At 63.3% G+C, this 18,417-nt stretch carries 18 protein-coding genes; 12 read left to right on the forward strand and 6 right to left on the reverse strand.

Annotation, left to right across the window (positions count from 1 at the left end):
• Positions 1–58 precede the first annotated feature (58 nt).
• Entirely contained in the window at positions 59–1,507 is a 1,449-nt protein-coding gene (locus tag AB0M93_RS43535) for an MFS transporter (protein WP_364285795.1), read from the forward strand.
• Positions 1,508–1,523: 16 nt separating this feature from the next.
• Here the strand turns inward: AB0M93_RS43535 and AB0M93_RS43540 are convergent, their stop codons facing one another.
• Entirely contained in the window at positions 1,524–2,060 is a 537-nt protein-coding gene (locus AB0M93_RS43540) for an SMI1/KNR4 family protein (protein ID WP_364285797.1), read from the reverse strand.
• Between the two features lie 536 nt (positions 2,061–2,596).
• Positions 2,597–3,196 (reverse strand): hypothetical protein, encoded by a 600-nt coding sequence (locus AB0M93_RS43545; protein WP_364285799.1) that lies wholly within the window; start codon positions 3,194–3,196, stop codon positions 2,597–2,599.
• Positions 3,197–3,725: 529 nt separating this feature from the next.
• Here AB0M93_RS43545 and AB0M93_RS43550 point away from each other — a divergent pair.
• From AB0M93_RS43550 to AB0M93_RS43565, 4 genes are all read left to right on the forward strand, one after another.
• The gene (locus AB0M93_RS43550) at positions 3,726–4,103 is read left to right on the forward strand and encodes a helix-turn-helix transcriptional regulator (protein ID WP_364285801.1); all 378 of its coding nucleotides are present in this window, start codon (positions 3,726–3,728) and stop codon (positions 4,101–4,103) included.
• Positions 4,100–4,621, forward strand: coding sequence for an ImmA/IrrE family metallo-endopeptidase (locus AB0M93_RS43555; protein WP_364285803.1), 522 nt, complete (start codon positions 4,100–4,102; stop codon positions 4,619–4,621). The genes AB0M93_RS43550 and AB0M93_RS43555 overlap by 4 nt, the downstream gene beginning before the upstream one ends.
• Positions 4,622–4,907: 286 nt before the next feature.
• Positions 4,908–5,522, forward strand: coding sequence for a hypothetical protein (locus AB0M93_RS43560; protein ID WP_364285805.1), 615 nt, complete (start codon positions 4,908–4,910; stop codon positions 5,520–5,522).
• Between the two features lie 161 nt (positions 5,523–5,683).
• Positions 5,684–7,060 (forward strand): hypothetical protein, encoded by a 1,377-nt coding sequence (locus tag AB0M93_RS43565; RefSeq protein ID WP_364285807.1) that lies wholly within the window; start codon positions 5,684–5,686, stop codon positions 7,058–7,060.
• Between the two features lie 408 nt (positions 7,061–7,468).
• Here the strand turns inward: AB0M93_RS43565 and AB0M93_RS43570 are convergent, their stop codons facing one another.
• The gene (locus tag AB0M93_RS43570) at positions 7,469–7,951 is read right to left on the reverse strand and encodes a hypothetical protein (protein WP_364285809.1); all 483 of its coding nucleotides are present in this window, start codon (positions 7,949–7,951) and stop codon (positions 7,469–7,471) included.
• A gap of 415 nt (positions 7,952–8,366) precedes the next feature.
• On the opposite strand from AB0M93_RS43570, the gene AB0M93_RS43575 reads away from it, so the two are divergent.
• Both AB0M93_RS43575 and AB0M93_RS43580 read left to right on the forward strand, forming a co-directional pair.
• Positions 8,367–9,215 (forward strand): hypothetical protein, encoded by an 849-nt coding sequence (locus AB0M93_RS43575; RefSeq protein WP_364285811.1) that lies wholly within the window; start codon positions 8,367–8,369, stop codon positions 9,213–9,215.
• A gap of 596 nt (positions 9,216–9,811) precedes the next feature.
• A complete protein-coding gene (locus tag AB0M93_RS43580) occupies positions 9,812–10,627 on the forward strand; it encodes an alpha/beta fold hydrolase (protein WP_364285813.1) in 816 nt (271 codons plus the stop codon).
• On the opposite strand, the gene AB0M93_RS43585 is transcribed toward AB0M93_RS43580, so the two are convergent.
• On the reverse strand, positions 10,624–11,904 hold the full coding sequence (locus AB0M93_RS43585; protein WP_364285815.1) for a helix-turn-helix transcriptional regulator: 1,281 nt from the start codon (positions 11,902–11,904) through the stop codon (positions 10,624–10,626). The genes AB0M93_RS43580 and AB0M93_RS43585 overlap by 4 nt on opposite strands.
• Before the next feature lie 262 nt (positions 11,905–12,166).
• Here AB0M93_RS43585 and AB0M93_RS43590 point away from each other — a divergent pair, with 262 nt between their 5' ends.
• The 5 genes from AB0M93_RS43590 to AB0M93_RS43610 all read left to right on the forward strand — a co-directional run bounded on the left by AB0M93_RS43590 (position 12,167) and on the right by AB0M93_RS43610 (position 14,932).
• On the forward strand, positions 12,167–12,586 hold the full coding sequence (locus tag AB0M93_RS43590; protein ID WP_364285817.1) for a hypothetical protein: 420 nt from the start codon (positions 12,167–12,169) through the stop codon (positions 12,584–12,586).
• The gene (locus AB0M93_RS43595; RefSeq protein WP_364285819.1) at positions 12,583–12,936 is read left to right on the forward strand and encodes a winged helix-turn-helix domain-containing protein; all 354 of its coding nucleotides are present in this window, start codon (positions 12,583–12,585) and stop codon (positions 12,934–12,936) included. The genes AB0M93_RS43590 and AB0M93_RS43595 overlap by 4 nt, the downstream gene beginning before the upstream one ends.
• Positions 12,933–13,349: a hypothetical protein gene (locus tag AB0M93_RS43600; protein WP_364285821.1), complete on the forward strand. Its 417-nt coding sequence runs from the start codon at positions 12,933–12,935 to the stop codon at positions 13,347–13,349. The genes AB0M93_RS43595 and AB0M93_RS43600 overlap by 4 nt, the downstream gene beginning before the upstream one ends.
• Positions 13,350–13,769: 420 nt before the next feature.
• The gene (locus tag AB0M93_RS43605) at positions 13,770–14,522 is read left to right on the forward strand and encodes a DddA-like double-stranded DNA deaminase toxin (RefSeq protein ID WP_364285823.1); all 753 of its coding nucleotides are present in this window, start codon (positions 13,770–13,772) and stop codon (positions 14,520–14,522) included.
• Positions 14,516–14,932 carry an Imm1 family immunity protein gene (locus AB0M93_RS43610; protein WP_364285825.1) on the forward strand — a complete coding sequence of 139 codons (417 nt, stop codon included), beginning with the start codon at positions 14,516–14,518 and terminating at the stop codon, positions 14,930–14,932. Before AB0M93_RS43605 ends, AB0M93_RS43610 begins: the two co-directional genes overlap by 7 nt.
• A 12-nt stretch (positions 14,933–14,944) precedes the next feature.
• Here the strand turns inward: AB0M93_RS43610 and AB0M93_RS43615 are convergent, their stop codons facing one another.
• Together AB0M93_RS43615 and AB0M93_RS43620 are read right to left on the reverse strand one after the other, a co-directional pair.
• Positions 14,945–16,660: a hypothetical protein gene (locus AB0M93_RS43615; protein ID WP_364285827.1), complete on the reverse strand. Its 1,716-nt coding sequence runs from the start codon at positions 16,658–16,660 to the stop codon at positions 14,945–14,947.
• A 17-nt stretch (positions 16,661–16,677) separates the two neighbouring features.
• Positions 16,678–18,129: a hypothetical protein gene (locus AB0M93_RS43620; RefSeq protein ID WP_364285829.1), complete on the reverse strand. Its 1,452-nt coding sequence runs from the start codon at positions 18,127–18,129 to the stop codon at positions 16,678–16,680.
• Positions 18,130–18,417: the final 288 nt, after the last annotated feature.

The raw sequence follows: 18,417 nt of genomic DNA on the forward strand, positions 1-18,417 counted from the left end.
CCGGTCCCCCGGTCCGGCTCCGACCCCCTGGCAAACGAACCACGGAGAAGGAGCGGACATGGAGAAGCCGGCCGGACGGCGGGAGTGGCTGGGCTTGGCGGTGCTCGTGCTGCCCACCCTGCTCGTCGCGATGGACATGACGTCGTTGTTCCTCGCATTGCCGCAGCTCAGCGCGGATCTCGGGGCGAGCGGTACCGAGCAGCTGTGGATCACCGACAGCTACGGCTTCGTCGTCGCCGGGTTCGTCATCACCATGGGCACGCTCGGCGACCGGATCGGACGGCGGCGGCTGCTGCTCGCCGGCGGCGGGGCGTTCGGGGTCCTGTCGGTCGTCGCCGCGTTCTCGACGAGCCCGGAGATGCTCATCGTCGTCCGCGGGGCCCTCGGGGTCGCCGGCGCGACGCTGATGCCGTCGACGCTCGCCCTGATCACGAACATGTTCCCCGACGGCAGGCAGCGCGGGAAGGCCATCTCGATCTGGGCGACCTGCCAGTTCGCGGGCGGCGCGGCCGGCCCGGTGTTCGCCGGGTTCCTGCTCCAGCACTTCACGTGGGGTTCGGTGTTCCTGGTCGCCGTCCCGGCCGTGGTCGTGCTGCTCGCCGCGGGCCCGTTCCTGCTGCCCGAGTTCCGCGCCCCGGCGTCCGGCCGGCTGGACCTGCCCGGCGTCGTGCTTTCGCTGACCGCCGTGCTGCTGGTGGTGTTCGGCCTGAAGCAGCTGGCCACCGGCTCGCTGGTCCTGCCGGCCGCGGCGATCGCGGCCGGGACGCTGCTGGGCATCGTGTTCGCCCGCCGCCAGCTGACGACGGCGTCACCGCTGCTGGACCTGCGGCTGTTCCGGAACCGCCCGTTCACCGCGGTGCTGGTCGCGCTGGTGTTCGCCGGGGTCGCGATGGCCGGCGTCGGGCTGCTGGTGACGCAGTACCTGCAGAGCGTCCTGGGCTACTCGCCGCTGGTCTCGGCGCTGCTGTTCGCCCCGATGGGCCTCGGCGTGGCGGCGGGCACGATGACGGCGCCGTCCCTGACCCGGTTCCTGACGCCGGCGACGGCGATCGCGGGCGGCCTGGCCGTCTCGGCGGCGGGCAGCCTCCTGCTGTGCCTCGGCCACGGCCTGGTGCCGGTGGTGGCCGGCATCACGGTGCTGACGCTGGGCACGGGCCCGCTGTTCGCGCTGGGCATCGGCCTGGTGGTGGGTTCGGTCCCGCCGGAGCGGGCGGGCTCGGCGGCGTCGATGGCGGACACGGGCAACTACCTGGGCGGCTCGCTGGGGTTGGCCCTGATCGGCCTGACGGCGTCGGCGGTGTACCACGGGGTGTTCCCGGCGGGCACGACGCTCGCCGTCGACGTCACCCAGGCAGGTGTGGCGGAGCAGGCGAAGGAGGCGTTCACGGACGCGCTGAACGTGACGGGCGTGATCGCGGCGGTGCTGTTCGCGGGGCTGGCGCTGCTGGTGACGTCGATGCGCCGCACCGAGGCCGTGGTTCCGGAACCGGCGGCCGTCGGGCGGTGAGCGGGGTCCCGGAACGTCACCCGACGCGGTAGAGCCGGGCGTACAGGGCGCGTTCGTCGGCCGCGCGCCACTCGGAGAACGTCAGGGGCCGCCCGGCCGGCGAGGTGAGAGGGACGATGAGGTCCGCGGTGGCCCGCATGTCGAACCACAGGGTTCCGGCGTGCGGGCCACTGATCGCCAGCCAGACGTCGCTCACCCCGTCGGTCGACAGGAACAGCGCGCCGGCGGTTTCCCGGGCGTGCACGACCGCGCACTCGTCGTCCCACGCCTGCCACTCGACCGGCCGGCAGTCCCGGGACGGCTCACGCGCGGCCAGCTCGGCCCACTGCCGTCGTATCGCCTCCCGATCGCGGAAGGGCTCGGCCAGCCGGCCGAAGTCGGTCCGGTCGTCACCGGCCCAGAACCACCCGTCCGGGCCATGCACGAGCGTGGTGATCCGGCCTCCACCGGCGCCGGCGGTGAGCAGGAAATCCCGATATTCCCGGGGGAAAACCACCCCGAACTCCCGCTCGGCGGCGGCCACCTCGGCCTCGGTGAGCGGAGGTGCCGGCATGAGGGCCTCCGGTCCGCCGGGCTCGGGTGGCTGGGTGGGCGCAGTTGAGGCGCTTGCACGCCCGTCCAAGGCCGTTCAGCGTCTGCTGAAATTGGCCTCGACGTGGTCGAACCTGCCAATAGCCGTGCCAGCGCCACCGACGTACCGACTCGCCCGGCAGTTGCAGCCATGTGAAATTGACGCCTTGGTCGCGAGCTATTGGGCCGGAACGACTGTCAAGCAACTCGCCATCGAGTTTGACGTAGCCCGATCGACCGTCGGGAAGCACCTCGAGGCTCGCGGAGTGGACACCCGCCAGCTTCTACTCACACCGGATGCAATCAAGGAGGCGGGCGAACTGTACCGAGAGGGCTCAACCCTCGAACACCTTGCCGCCCTCTTCAACGTCAGCGACACGACGGTCCGCACCCACCTGCTACGGAGCGGCGTCAAGCTGCGGCCCGGAGGCCGTCGCCGACGAGTTTCGTGAGCACGAGTTTTGACTGTTCGCTTGTGGCGGGTCGAGGTACCTCCGACCCGCCACACGCGCGGTCCTGCTAGCTCGCTAGAGACAGCTCGATCGCCTGGATCACGATCATCTTGCGGCTGGACGGCAAATACACAGTCTCGACCACTGCGTCTTCGTGATAGTCGGTCAGAAGCGGTGGGCGTTCTCCGAGCCAGGCCGATTCCGGCAGCATGCCAGCCGGGGCAAGGCCCTCGCGAGTGTCGAAGTCGCGCACAAAGGCCGGCACGAAGCTGATTCCTCGGCTCAATAGGCCGAACGCCCGGTGGTAACCATCACGAAGGACGTAGCGGCCATCAACACGAACGACCTGTAGGTACGACGGTGGCACCGCGACTGCGAAGCCGAAGCCCGGCGGTCCTGCTGCCTCTCCCATTTGGCCGTTGAAGGTCCCCACGACCTTCAGGTTCGGATTGGGCGACGTGATGATGTACGCCTGCTTGACTTGGTCGAACTGTGCGGCAAGGGGAGCCGCATGACCAGTCGGCAACGTCAACTCAGCGATGGCCTCAAGCCGATCAGGTGTCAGATTCGCCGTGCGATCAGCAGGTGTGTCCGTGAACACAAAGGGCTGGAACCCCACGACCCGCGCAAGATCGACCATCGCGACATTCCACCCCTCCTGAAGCATCCGAGCTCCATGGGGATCTACCTCCAACCTGGCCAAGTGGCTCGCCAACGTAGGAGGCATCGGCGCAACCAGTCCAGCCTGGTCCACCCCAGCGGAGCGAGCAGCAACCGCACTACGGGTCGCCTGCAGTCGTTCACGCTGATGATCACTCAGCTCTACACCTGCCTCATTGGATGCCAGCAGGAGCTCTCCTTGGCCGGGCGGGGTCCATCCAAGCAAGACCCGAGCCGGCCGCTTTGGCTGATCCGCACTGGCGCCAGGAAGACCGACCGCGGTCGGCTCGTCCGGTTGATTGCCGGGCGGCTCCTGCAAGCTATCTAGCTCTTGCGTAGTCATAGCTGCGACTCCCGTCGCCTTGTGTTTGCAGTGCTGACGTCGTACTACTACTGTCGGTCGGCACCTCTGTCGTTACCAAAAGGTTAGGTGCCTGGGGTGGCGGCGTCAAGTGCCCCGACGGGTGACTGCTGCGCGACCGTTTGTGTCACAAACCTCCGCGCGCTACCCTCCGGTAGGCACACGGAGGGGAGCCATGACGGACGAGCGCGACCAGGCCATCGACCGCTTCTACGGAGAGGTGGGCCAACTCGTACAGGCAGCGCGAACCCAGGCAGGCTTAAGCCAAACTGACCTTGGCGACCGAATCGGGCTGACACGATCTTCGATCGCGAACCTCGAGGCCGGCCGTCAACGCATTCGACTTCATATCCTGGCGCTCATAGCTGACGCGCTCAGAATGAAGCTTTCCGAACTCATTACGGACACACCCCTAGGGATCAAATCCAGTGAGCTGTCCCAGGTTGACGAGTTTCTCTCAGGATCGCCAGACAGCGCTCGCCGTTTCGTTGAGGGTGTCATAAGCCAACTCGACAACGTTGACAATGAGACGAATAAGGAAGGCGAGCAATGAGTCGGCGGCGACCCGATGAGGCAGCTCAAAATTTGCTCGACAAGTACTCGGTTGCGCACGCGCCGGTACCAGTCGAAAAGATCGCGGCAAGCGAAGGAGCGGAGATCGTTCGACAACGCTCTGAAGGGCAGGAGTCGGGGTTTGCCCTTCGAATGGACGGACGATGGATAATCGGGATTAACACGCAGACAAGTCGGCTACGCCAACGATTTAGTGTAGCCCATGAGCTCGGACATCTGCTTTTGCACGAAGGAAAGCCGCTTATCGTCAGCTCAGCGAGAATCGATCTTCGAGACAGCGTGTCTAGCATGGGCACCAACACGGAAGAGATCGAGGCCAACCGCTTTGCCGCCGAACTACTGATGCCAAGGGCGCTAGTAATCCACGCCTTCGAAGTCAAACTTAGGAAGAGCGTGAGCAGTCGAGATGAGCTCGTAAGCGAGTTAGCTCATGAATTTGATGTCAGCACAGACGCAATGGGGTACAGGTTGATTAACCTCGGCATACTCACAGCCTAGCCGAGCCAGGTAGCTTCGCGCTACCACGTCAGTGATACGACGATCCGGACTCACCTGCTGCGCAGTGGGATCGTGACGCGACGAGGCGGACGTGCGAGAGGAGCCCGTCAAGTTCCGGAGTAGCGTCATCCGCATGGCTCGAACGTGCGTCTTCTGCGGAACTTCACCTTGCACGAACGAGCATGTCTTACCCCAGTGGCTGCGAGTCGCATTCCCCTACCCTGACCAGGCAAACGCCCTCCATGTACGCGAGTCGGCCACAGCCAGATCTACACGCTCAGGAGCCATGTTCGACGCCAAGGTCAAAGTAGTTTGCGCCTCTTGCAACAACGGCTGGATGAACGATCTTGAAGCCGGGGTACGCTCGCTCCTCCCCAAGATGATCAAGGGTCGGTCAGCGCAGCTCACGAAGACCAAACAGCGGGCGCTTGCGACCTGGTCGCTCAAAACAATCATGATGCTCAAGTACACTCACAGCAAAGAGGATCGGCTCGTCATTCCGGACGAGGACTATGCTGCACTCTTCCAGGACCGGCAGCCCAGCCAGATCATGCGGATATGGACAGCTGCAATGACGCCACCCGTAGCGCTCTTCGGCGCAGCAGACCACCCGGTTGATTACAGATGCGTCCCGCTCAACGGCGATGTCACGATTCAGCACACCGAGGGAGCGGAGTTCCTTCGAGCCAATGCTTATGTCACAACTCTCCGGATTGGATATTTTGTCACTCAAGTAATCCGAATTGGAACGCCTGGGCTTCTATACACCGTGACGCCGAGCCCGGCACTGGGGAAGCACTTGACGCCAATCTGGCCGAACATTGGCACACGAGAATGGCCTCCTCCTTCACTCGACAAGATCGGCGGCCTTGCCACTCTGGCGAACGCGCTTGCATCTTAGCGATCAAGGTTGCTGCTCACTTTCAGCTCCAAGCACGTTCAGTCAGCAACGTTGAAGGGTAAATACTTGGGATGGCGCCATATTCCTACGATCGCCGGACCACATACCGCGAGTTCACCCAGCGGGTTCGACGCCATACACCATCTAGCCTCCTGCCAGTCGTGGCCCAGATAGCCTCGCGTTATAGTGAGCCGAATTCGTGGCTCCGCAGCCCGTTCAAGAAAATTACACCGTGGGCGTTGGCAGAGGTAGCTCGAGTGAGCCTTGCCTTTGGCAACGAGCACCGTCGAGTCGAGGCGACCGAAGATGACGTCTTGCGCTGCTGTGCCGCACATTCAGCTCTCAACGACCCTGATCTACGCACGGTCACGCTAGACGGCTTCCGCAAGTTCATGCTGCGGCTCGCAAATGAACAGATGCCATACCAGCTTCCAGTGGGGCACGAGCTCGCCCGCAGTATTGCACTGTTCGAGCAGACCACGGCTGACCATGCCATGGAGATACTCAGCGGAGACTGGGTCCAGCGGCTTCTAAACTGCTCGGTTGCCGAATACGTGGGGGTCGCTTTCCTATTCTATGCCGGCTCTCTCAAAAATGGAGGCCGATTTGATTTGGACTGGCTCAGCCAGGATGACTTCAGGCGGATCACCGACGAGGTTGACTCTGACACTATTGCCCGGGTGGCGCATGACAATTTCATCACATCGCCTGCTGAAGTTCGGCGCAACCTTCCAACGCCTACCGCGAGCCAACATCCTGAAACTCATCGCTATCTATTCAACCCCCTAGAAGCGCGGCCTGTCTTGGCTGACGTGATCGACGAACTGCTGGTACCAGTGCCAGGGCTGCTCATTCGGAAAGTTAGCCCACTCGGTCTTTACTACACGGCCGTTGAGCGGTGGGGCGAGCCGTTCACGCGCGACCTTGGCTACTTGTTCGAGGCATACGTCGGTCGAAACCTCGCTCTGATGGACGGTGCAACTGTATATCCGGCAATAACCTATGATCGCGACAAGAAACAGAGTGTCGACTGGTTGGCCGTCTTCAGGGACGTAGTGGTTCTCGTTGAAGTTAAATCAACCCGGCCAACCGCAGCCGTTCGGTCTGGAAGCGACGCCGCTGTCACCGACCTGAAGAAGCGCCTCGACAAGGCAGTCGGACAGCTATCGACGACGGCAGGTCTGATCAAGAGACGGGAATCAGCGTTCAACGATATCCCGCATGATCGGCCGATTGTAGGCCTCGTGGTGACGATGGAGCCTTTTCATGTCATCAACGCACAGCCATATCGGCAATTGTTGCCTAGTTGCACCGAGCCGTTCCGCGTGTGCGCAGCCTTTGAACTTGAGCATCTCGTAACCATCGAAGACCAGACAGCTGGTGAGTTCTTGCTCAATCTCGTGAATGATGAGCAGCAACAAGACTCAGCGATCGATACTGCACTGGCTGGTCATGGGCATAGGTTCCGACGAAACTCTGTCATCGACACGGCATTTGCCCAGCTGCCCTGGAATGAGCGAGGCGATCTGCCGACCTAACCATTGCAATCCGGCAAGTGACCCTCCCCGCAAGTCGAGCCCCTCGCGACTGTACAAGCTCGTCGTTCGACAGAGTCGCATATGCTCCAAATGTCTACCAAGTTTACACAAAGTCATGACAGCTGTACATTGGCGGAAAACCAAGGAGCATATGCGCAAACTTACACTACCTAGGACTCGGATAGCGGGACGTATAGCTCACATCTTAATTCCCGGCGGCTTTCTCATTGCCGCCTGGGGCTTCTATGGGATGGGCGGACATTTTGGGGCCGTCATCACCCTCGCCGGGCTCGGACTTGTGCTCGTCGGAATTATCGCGGGCATCGTTGCCTGGCCTTGGCTATTGATTCCCTAGCTCATCAAACCGGCCCAAGGCGATGGACACCTTGGGCCGGACTGGTCGGCTGGTTAGCCGTCGCCATAGTTCGTCGAGGCGCAGTCGCCTGCGACAAACCCGTTGCTGCCTGTGTAGACGAACCCGTCCGACACGAACATCGGCACGTCTCCGAGCTTCCCGACGTAGTCCCACACGTTCGTCCAACCCCATCGCCCGTTGACCGCCGGACCGGTCGTCTGGCAGAAAATCACCAGTCGCCAACCGTTTCGGAAGGTACGCGGGATTGGTGCGTTGGTCGCCGGCCATGCACGAGCGTTCAGGTAGTACTGTGGCCCCGCCGTAGTGACAGTGCCTTTACCCCAACGCGGTGGGTCGTAGCTGCCCTCGAGCCAGCAGACGACGCCAAGCGGCAGGCATTTATAGCCCTGCCCCTGCAGGATCGCCGTGGCCACACCGGGCCCGCGAGCCTTGATCAGGTACTTGGCCAGCCAACTCGGAACTGGCGGATTGATCGACGCGTTCGCTACTGACTGGCTCGTGAAGCCAAAGGTCACCAGTAGAACGGTAACTACCGCCATGATGCCCAGCCGGACGCTGGGTCTCAGACGGCGCTTTGCCCGGCGTTCGCCGGATCGAAAGTGCTCGCGCAACTCTCCTCCTCGATACTATGCACCGCAGGACTTCTGCGGACCGGCCAGCATAGCTCTCGTCGACGAGGCGTCACGGCAACAATCGCATTACGACAAATTAGTTGGACCATCCCTCAATGCGGCAGTGATCGAGTGAGATGATTTGTCGTCAACGCATGATCTTCTATCAATAATTCCGACCGAGTAGTGGCTAACCGACACTGCCACCCGAATGGCTGAACCGAGTAACGATCTCGACTGCGGCGCGGCAGCGACGGTAACACGTACGTCAGAGGGATCGACCCTGCCCCCGAACCCATTCGTACTGGGAGGTGCAAGCTTGGAGCCCAAGACGTTCATCCCGCCCGCGATCTTGAACACCGGTGGCGTCATCGAGGTAGGCATCGCGATCGCGCAGGGGCTGGACTATGCCACTACTTCCAAGGTCAACTTGGTCATTTGCGGCATTGCAGGGGTGCTGGCGGTTGGGTTCATTTGCTACGGCGTCGTTGTCGTCCGCAACTGGTGGAAAGACCGGCGACCTACGGCTTCAGCAGATGACGCGTCGACCGAGAGTGCCGCGCCCGAGCATGATGCACCAAAGCCATCGCGGGCAGTCATTGCGCTGAGTGTTGTCGCCTTGGTGATTACGTCTCTGTCCGCGCTAGCCATCCTGGTTCTGGTGGCGCGCTCTGCGTTGGCAGCCAGCGCAGAGCCGCCACCAACCACAAGCGTCGCTCCGCCGCCGATCACGACGCCGACGTCATCAGCCACGTCAAGCACGCTGCCGCCCCCGCCACCGACGACCGGCCCTACGGTCGCGGCTACGTTCAGTGAACCGACGCCAGGCCAGTCCATCAATGCCGGTGACGACGTGGCCGTCGCCGGAACTGTCCACGGACTGAGTCCTGGCAGCAGTCTCTGGCTTATGACTCAACCCCAGGCCGGCGGCGGGTCATACTTCTTCACGAACGGTTCGGCAGTAGCCACATACGACCGCGACTGGAGTTTCCCGGACAGGCAAGTGGGGGACGTCAGCGACAAGGGCAAGACCATCGACTACGACGCCGTTCTGGCCAACTCGACATGTTCGGCCGCGCTGACGCAGGCAGCGGCAAACGACGCGATTGACGCCCTGCCTGATGGCTGCACCGTCGTGGCGCGCGTGACAATTCGCGTCAACAAGTAAGTGTGCAACGATACGAGAGGAGCGCGAGAGCATGATTAGGTCGGTAGCGCTTTTCGGCATTGCCCTGTTACTCACCACGACGATCGGCGCTTGCTCCAGCGACACCATCGATAAGGGCACGGTTGTGGCGAAGGAGTATGTCCCCGCGCAACTCGATCCTAGTTTCAAGTGCCCACACTTTTAATAGCAGCGGAGCGTGCGATAGCCCGCCAGAGGTCAATGCGATCACTGATACCGCGAAGTGCCGGGTACAAGTTGAAAGCCTCGACAAGCAACGCAAAGTATGGGTCGATGTTACCGAAACTCAGTATAACCAGATCTGGATTGGCGAGCCCTGGCCTGAGCCTCCACCGACCACCCCGGCCCCCACTACAGTTACGACCGCGACCACGACAACCGCCGCAACGACCGTCCACCCCTAACCGGCTTATTTCACGGATCGTCACTGAAGCCGTGTTGCGTGCCCGATGCTATTCAGTTACTTCTCTGGCGAGGGCACCCATGCTTGACTGGCCTCCCGTTGCTGCTGCACTGGACCGGCACCAGCAGCCCAAAACTGAGATCATGACGGGGACGCCGACGCCTCGGGAGCCTCCATGCCGCACACCAACGACACCACCCTCCGCACCCTGGACGGCTTGCACCTCGCCGGAACGCTGGTGACGCCGGGCAGTCCAGCACATCGGGCGGTGGTGCTGGTGCACGGCGGCGGAGTGACGCGGGACGAGGGCGGCTTCTTCACGCGGCTGGCCGCCGGCCTGGCCGAGGCGGGAATAGCTTCACTGCGGTACGACCAGCGCGGCCACGGCACAAGCGACGGCACGCAGGAGACGCGGACGCTGGCGGAGCACCTCAACGATATTGAAGTGGCCCTGGAGGCCGTCCGGTCGGGCACGGGCGCGCTTGAGGTGAGCCTGTTGGGGACTAGCTTTGGCGGTGGCCTGGCCGCCTACTATGCAGCCAAGCGCCCGCAGGGTCTGCACCGGCTGGTGCTGCTCAATCCGCAGTTGAGTTACATGAACCGCTACATCGAGCAGAAGCCACATTGGCAGGGTGGCGTCCTCGACGACGAGGCGGCGGCCACGCTGGCGCGGCAGGGCTACTTGGACCACTCCGAGACGGTCAAGCACAGCCGGGCCTTCCTCAACGAAGTGTTTTGGCTGCGGCCGGATGAGGTGATTGGAGAGATCACGAATCCGACGCTGCTGGTGCACGGCACGGAGGACACCTTTGTGCCGGTGGAGACGTCGCGCCACGCGGCGGACGAGCTGCAATGCGAACACGCCCTGGTGGAGATTGAAGGTGCGCAGCACGGCTTCGCGGTCCATGACGACCCGACGTACGCCAACCCCCAGAGCCAGGAGTGGCAAGCCTTCGTGATTACGACGGTGCGGGAGTGGCTGACCGTCTAGTTCGAGGCGGCCGCTCGGACGGCTTCGCCGAGGGCGCGCGGGCCGGGGCGACTGGCCCAGGGGGTCAGGGTGCCAAGGGCGCGTTCAAGTTCGCGGGTGGTGCGCTGGGATTGGGTGGTGGTGGCAATCGCCACGGCCTTGAGCCCTTGGGTCGCGGCGTCGTCGGGTTCTCCGGCCAGGGCTAGCGCCACGGTGTGGCGCGCGAGGAAGTAGCCCTGGTCCCGGTGGGAGAGAGCGGGCGTGCGGATGGCCTGGTCGTAGAGGTTGGCCGCCTGGCGCGGTTTACCTGCCTCGATGTAGCAGCTGGCGGTTTGCAGCGTCAGGCTGGTGGCGGAGTAGTGGCTGCTGAGCGAACCGCTGTCTGAGGTGTCCATGGCGCGGTCGAGCCAGCTGCGAGCCTGGTCGAGGTGGCGTTCGACGTCGGCCAAGGGCTCGCCGAGCATGGCCAGGCCACGGGCGACTTGCTGCGTGACTTCGGCTTGGACCTTGGCCGGGAGCTGCCAGGGGCCGGTGTGGGCGGCGGTGGCCAGCGCGTGGAGCCGCACGGCATCGCGCTGGTCGTAAGCCATCTGGGACTTCTTGAGCAGTAGATAGCCCTGTAAGGGCAGGTCGGCAGCCTCTTGCGCCCACTCGGTGGCCTGGGAGTACCAGTGAGCAGCGCCGGGCATATCCCGGCAGTCGCGGTGCAGCCATCCGGCGAACTCGGCGCCCTGAGCGCCGAGCGACAGAAGCGGACGGCGCACAGATGGCCGGGCCTCGCGAGCCAGAGCGGCGACAACCTCAAGCACCGCTCGGACGGTCGGCAGGGTGCGAGCCGGGCCCAGCAGGCCGTCATCGTGCATGGACTGGTCGAGCTGGCGACCAAGCAGGGCAATGACCTGCCCGTCGCCGTAGCGGTGCGGGTCGCTCAGCGTCATGGTGAGACGAGCGTGATCGTCGGCGGATAAGGCGGTGAGGCGAGCGACGGCGGCATCGGCGGGTGCAGCCGAACTGTTCGGCACGGGCGCAGCCGGCGGGGGCAGGGGTGCGAGACTGGGAGCAGCGGACGCGACGTCTTGACCTTCGCGGAGGAGGGCTTCGAGCTCCTCACGGCTGACCCCCAGCAGCTTGGCTAGCTTCGGCCGCTTGTACGGCAGCGGTTCGGACCGGCCGCGCTCCCAGTCGCCAACGGTCCCGGGGTTGAGGTCAAGCTCGTAGGCCAAGGACTCCTGGGTGTAGTAGGCCGCTTTCCGCGCCCGGATGAGCCCATGTCTGCGGCCACCCATGATCCACTCCATTCGGTCACGCCCTGGGTTCGACACATTACCGCAGGTCAGACCGGTCTACCCGGGATCGGGCCAAGATTCGCCCCGGTTTGGCCCTCTGGTGGGGCCGGTGACGGCCGGGAAGGGTCAGTTCCGGTATCCCGGCGGCCGGTTGACCACCTCCCGATCGCCTCCGAGGTCACGGGCGAACTCCCGCACGCTGCACCGTTCCCCGCGAAGTCCTGGCCGCCGGGATACCGCCCATGATCGGCGAACGACCAGGACGAGACGCACCATGACGACCTCAGTACTCCCGCAGCTGCCCGAGACGGCGGAGCCGGCCCCGGCGGCCCAGCTGGCTTACGGCTACATGCGGGTGCCCGCCCACGTCCCGGACCACAAGGTGCGGCACCTCGAGCAAACGGTGATCCGGTTTGCGCACGGCCACGGGCTGACCTTCGCCGGGTTCTTCTTCGAGTTTCACTGTGGCTCGCGGGAGGCGTTCGACGAGCTGGTGGCCGAGCTGGTGCGGACGGGCGCCCGGCACGTGGTGGTGCCGAGTTTTCGGCACCTGGCCCTCAACCCGCAGCTGCAAGAGGCGATGTGCGCCTACCTAGATGAGGTGGCGAGCGCGGAGGTGCTGGCACTCCGACACCCCGGCGCGCGGCGAACGGAGCAGCGGCGGTTGCTGGCCGGAGCGGGAGCACTGGCATGAGCCCGGCCTACGCCGACACCCATGACACGGTGCTACCGGACCCCTTGCGGGTACATCTGCTGTGTCTGCTGCGCGAGGCGCAGTGGTGCCGGTTTAGCTTCTTGTGCCAGGCCACGGGGGTGAGTCAGGACCGGCTCAAGCGCCAGTTCTTCGTGCTGCGGGCTGCCGGATACACCGACACCCGGCGGGGCGTCGGGCAAGAGGGCTGGGCGCGACTGACGGAGCACGGGAGCCACCAGCGTGACGCCTACCTGGCCCGGCTCGCTGCCCTGGCCGAACGGGCAGCCGACCAGCTCGTCCAAGGTCAACACGAACAGCCGGACTGGTTCGCGCCGGTGAGGCCCGCATGACGCCCGAAACGGCGGAACTCCTGACCAGCCTTGGCAGCGTGCACCAGGCTGTGCCCGCGGTCATCCGGGAACTGGCTACCGGCACCATGCCGCCGGAGCGGCAGCGGCAGTTCGCCGGGCTGCTGGCGGAGCTGGCCGATGTGGTGGCGACTCACGCCGGGGAGCCGGGCGAAGGCGAAGCCCCGACGGCGCTGGCCGACCGTTTGGCGCTGTCCGGACGGCAGCTGCTTGCGGTTGGAGCCCGGCTGCGGGCGGGCACCATGTCGCGGGACCGGCTCCAAGAGGTCAGCGGCTGGCTGGCAGCGCTCGGCGATGTCGTCGGGCTGTACGCCGAGCAGCTACCGGCCGCGCCCGTCCTGCCGAAGCCCGCTGATGAGACCCTGCCACCACCGGACGCGCCGCCCACAGTGTGAACGGCCAGGAGCTGGTGATCCTGGCAACGATGGCCACGCCGGTGCTCCTGATCTCCGCGCTCATGGCTCGGGACGCCTGGCGCCACCGGCGGCAGCGGCGAGGGCGGAGGCGAGCGCAGAGGCCCGGCCGGCATCGCCTGGGAGCTAGCCGCGCTGAGGCGACCACGGACAGGCGGCCTCCCGCAGCCCCGACCACCGCGGAGCCGGCCCTGGCAGACGAGCCAACCGAACCGCTCCCGCTACCGCAGCGCGTGCGGCCGTACGTTGAGCATCCGCGGCCGGTTCGGCGCTCGGCCGCTCCACAGCCACCACCGACCGACCTCATGGCTCGCGTCTTGTGGGGCTTGCGCAACCTGCCGGACGAACCTGGGGAGTGACAGCGTCCCTCTCACCAGCCAAGATGGGGTTCAGGGGGCGATCATGGCGGGAGTGGAGGAGCTGGCAGCCGCCGTACGCACGGCGCTCGCCAAACTGTCGACCGCCAGCCTGACCCAGGCCGCCAGCCTGCTCGAAGAAGCCGCTCAAGCCCTCGGCCAGACCGGCTCGCAGCAGCCGGAGATGACACAGGCTGCCGGGGGCCTGAGCACCGCCGCGCAAGGCGCCAGCGAGGTGGCAGGCCTTGTCGGCCGCGCCAGCGGCGCCCTGAGCAGTTATCTGGAACGTATCGGGGCGAGCACGCCGTCGGAGGAAACAGGCGGCCCAGCTGGCCCGCCGACACAGCCAGCAGCTACGGCCGCGCCGGCCTCGGCGGTGCCGGACGGTCAGCGGCTCACGCGGGAACAAGCCGAAGCCCTCCAAGCCCAACTGCCGCCCCCGGTCGTCGCCAACACGGGCGTCAAAACGCACGGGCAATGGGTCGACGAGCATGGCCAAGCGCACGCCATCGCGAGCGGACGGGATGAGGACTCAGCGCGGGCGTGGGCCATCCTGCAAGAGCGCGGCATTCCGGTACCAGCGGAGACGACCCGGGTATCGGACGTGGAGCAGAAGCTGGCCGCCCGCATGGTGCACGAAAGGCGGAAGCACCTGGACGTGGCGCTCAATAACCGGCCCTGTAAGGGTCCGTACGGATGCGACACCTTGGTGCCGGTTATCCTGCCGGAAGGCTATTCCATGACGGTACACGCGCCGAAGTACCGCAAGACGTTTACCGGAGGAGCGAAGCCGTGGTGACGCTAGAAGTTTGGTACAACCAGGAACCGGACAACGACTACGCCGAAGGTGATCCGCCTATTCTCGTGAGCACGGCCGCCGAACTCGATGCTCTGATTGCCCAGGTACAGGCCGACACGAAAGGGCTGCCCGTCCCGTCGATGGTGGAGTGCTCGGTTCAGGGCGACCCGCGACGGGGCGTGTTTGATATGGGCATTGGCCAAGACAAGGGCTTCGTTGTGTTTATGACTCCGCGCTCGACGCATACCGTGGGTGACGCGAGCCGGACGGGCAACGTTATATATGACTACATGGGAAACGCCAGCGAGATTCCCGCAAGCTATGAGGTGCCGATGGCTGAGGCGCGGGGGGCAGCGGTGGCGTTTTTGGAGAGGGAGGAGCTGCCTTCCAGCACTGAAGCAGCTGGATGATTAGGCGATAGCTCAACATGGGACGGTTGGTATGCTCTTCGCCTGAGTCAAGTCTTGCATTGTGACGTCGTGACCGTCCCAGTGCAACTTTGCCGACCACTTCTTGGCGCAAAAGATGGCGCCATTATAGCTCATAAATGTCAGCAAGACGTTACCATTTTGGAATTTCAGTCGTTCGATGTCGGCGTGTTCAACTTGTTCAGCAAGGGCGATATCGCCGAGGTCGATCGAGCCCAATATCTGCTTTTCGGGCGTATACACCACAATGTACTCGGGCCAACTAACACCCCCTTGCGAGCAGCCAAGGACGGCCGCAGTCTCAGCCACGCCGTCGCCGGTCAGGTCGCCAACTGCGAGCGAATCGATCACGTTCATCGGGGAGCCATTCGCCGCCAAGAACACAGAACCCTGATTATCGGGAATACCCGGAAGGCTACCGTTTACCAGCGTTCCGGCCGGATGTTCACACAAACTGGGGACCGGCGCAGTAGAGAGTTGCCGCCGCGCGGCTATCAAGTCTGGCGAAGGACAATTAGCCGGATTGACATGACATGAGTCTTCCAAGCGCGGAGCCGTCGTGTCTCTAGTGGCAAGCAGGTCAACACCGTCCGCAATCTTCTTTCGATTGCCGTCTTGATAGAGGTATAGATCGTAGTCCTCATTTGTTGACGACCCTGGCGTGCGAGGCAGTGACACAATGTTTGACCGAGTGCTCAGTTGGCGAAGCGCTCTCGTCTGCCGAGTTGATACTTGCAGCCAGTGAGCATCGTGAAAACGCCACTCACTAAGAGAACTGGTTGGCTCGCCAACGTTATCGGCGCCACAGGTGTCATTAAGGACGATTGCATGCAGATCACCCACAGTGTCCCACCATAGGTCGAGCGCTGCCAAGGCACCATCTATGCCAGGCCAGATGTGAGCATGGTTGGCTGGCGCGAGGTTTGTATTCACATCTGCGCGACCGTTCGCGGAAAAGATTAAGATATCTCCCTCAACGGCGCAAGGAAGGTCCCTTCGCCTTGCCGCTGTGCTGACCGCGAACCGGGCCTCGCCGGTCGGAAGGATTGTGGCCGCAGACCGTCCAATTACGTATTTCTGGCCATACGCTGGGCCTGCCGCATGGGCTTCCGGCCGATCCTCAGTGTCGATCTTATGCAAACTTCCGTCCTCACGTAGGACGTAGTACGCTTCCTTGAGGACCTGAATAGGATCTCGCCCAGCGACGAGCACCTTATCCCATGTGCCGCTCAATAGACGCAGCCGATCTGTAGGCTGCTGATCTGTCTGGAAGCTCAGGGGCAGCTTTGAGCTAGATAGATCGAATCTCAGAAAGCCCTCATTTGTGTTTACCATCACCCGCGAGCCGCCAATGGGTGCGATGGAGTTGCATGTTGCGCAGTCACGGATCTGAGCGTGACCGGTTTCGGCATTGATGGCGACGAGCTGCGGGGACCGCCCCTCTGCGCCCTGCGTAGCCTTGCCGGATAAGACAGCGAAGTACCGTCCATCAGCGGTGGCGATGAGATCGCCGAGGCTGATGTCGTACTGCACGGGAGCGCGACCAACGACATGATCGCCATGCATGACCACCAGTTCCGTGCCAGTAAGGTAGGCGTAGGGCAACGGCACAACATCCGGCAGCTCAGAACCAGATACGAGGCCGCCGACGAGCAACATAACAGCGGCAATTGTCACATAGCGTCGTCCAGCGTGCCACGTGGTCGTCATTGCCTCAGCTCACCATCCTAGTAACATCGGCCAGCAAAGTCGTTCGGGTCGATGTTCTTCACTGCGTAGTTACCGGCCGCGTCAATGGTCGAGTCGAGGCCCACCACACGGCGATACCGAAGGGTCCTCAGGCGTTCGAGTTCAGCGGCGCTCACCTCCGGGGCCGGCGCCTGAAGCCGGTCCTTGCACAGCAAGGCAGCAGCGCGGAAGGGCTCGCCATCAGGGGTGCGGTGAAGGACTTGAGTGTACTGCTTTCCTTGGTACTCATAGCTGAGTTCAATATCAAAAGTCTCGGCGACCGATTGAGCCGTGAAAGCCGCGTCGATGATGCCCTTGCTTGCTTTTGATAGCCCCATCATCTCGCTGGCGCCGAAGCGCTGCGGCTGCCCCGAGCCTATGTCCATGGCGACCGGCACAGCTTGATCAAGGGAGACCTGAACTTTCGCGGCCGGACCGTGGCCCAGCGATAGGAGCACGAGAGTGTCGAGCGGGATGGCTTCACGCTTGACGTTGACCGGCTTGATGTCGTATAGGCTAATTTCGCCGTCAACTAAGACTTCCAGGGCGATGTTTACCCTGATACCTCCGGCGGCGTAAGCGCCGTCGCTGAGCTCACCTTGGAAGATCCGCTCATAGTCGGCATCATTCGGCGCCTTGCTGAGCTTGTCGACGTAGCTGTCAGCTTTGGCGCTGAGTTGCGTTGGGAAGATACCGCCATACGCCGAGTCGGTTCCGGTGGCTAGGACGGTTGCGCGTAGCAGACTCTGCGGATCAAGGGGCGTTTCACCTCGGGACGCGATCATGACACCGGCAGCAACCAGCAAAGCGACCGTTACCCCCAGTGCGCCGAAGAGAACCCGACGTCGACGCCAGAACGGCTTCGCTTCAGGAGCAGCGGTCGGTTCATCTGGGGCGTTCGAGGAGTCCTCCTCGGCCGGGGCCTGCTCGTCTCGATCCGCGACCTTCTTCAACAGCGAGACTGGCACATTGGCAGTAAATTCATCTGTTGCGAGCATCTGCTCGGCTATTGCCTCACACGCACGCTCTAGCTTGCGCTGAACCGCACGAGGACTAGTACCACGACCTCCCTTAGCGAAGTTCCTGACGTGCCCCTGCCTTTCCAGCTTTGGCCGTGACCAATAAGGCGGGGGAACATCAATGTTGAAACTGTAGTTGAATGAAAGTCTGAATATGTCCACATCAGCGGGACGGTGCTCGGATACCACCCCTTGCGCAAGCATCTTTTCTAGATGTTGACGTAGCCTATTTCGAATTTCTTCCTGCAACTTGCCAAGATCAGTCTTCCGTATTTTGTCAAGATCGGCACCTACGTGGAGCTTCCAGGATCTACGGAGATCATCCAACTCGCACGTGAGCAACTTCGGCAAGTCTTTTCGAAGCACTCCGCCGCGATTTGCGAGCGTGAGCAACTGTAGCTGGAGCGACGATAGTTGCTCGGCCCGGCTCATGCGAGAAGGTGTCGTCACATGCCCTCGCTTCGACGCTCCGTTGACACGAAGCCGAAGATGCTACCACAGGCGCTGGGTCACTGACTGCCGGTTGCCAAGATGTTATAACTAAAGCAGTTAAACAAGATCACATCCATGCCTGAAGGTTTTCCCGGCCCCGACCCCGACTCTGACCGTCCCGAGAACGAGCGATGGTCTGATTACGAAAATGCGCCTGACCGCGTTAGGTCGACGATTGACGATGAAGTAGCCAGGCGCATGAGCGCCCCTGAATATCAGGAGTACCTA

Source organism: Amycolatopsis sp. NPDC051102 (assembly GCF_040682815.1).
In the GTDB taxonomy this organism is placed as follows: domain Bacteria; phylum Actinomycetota; class Actinomycetes; order Mycobacteriales; family Pseudonocardiaceae; genus Amycolatopsis.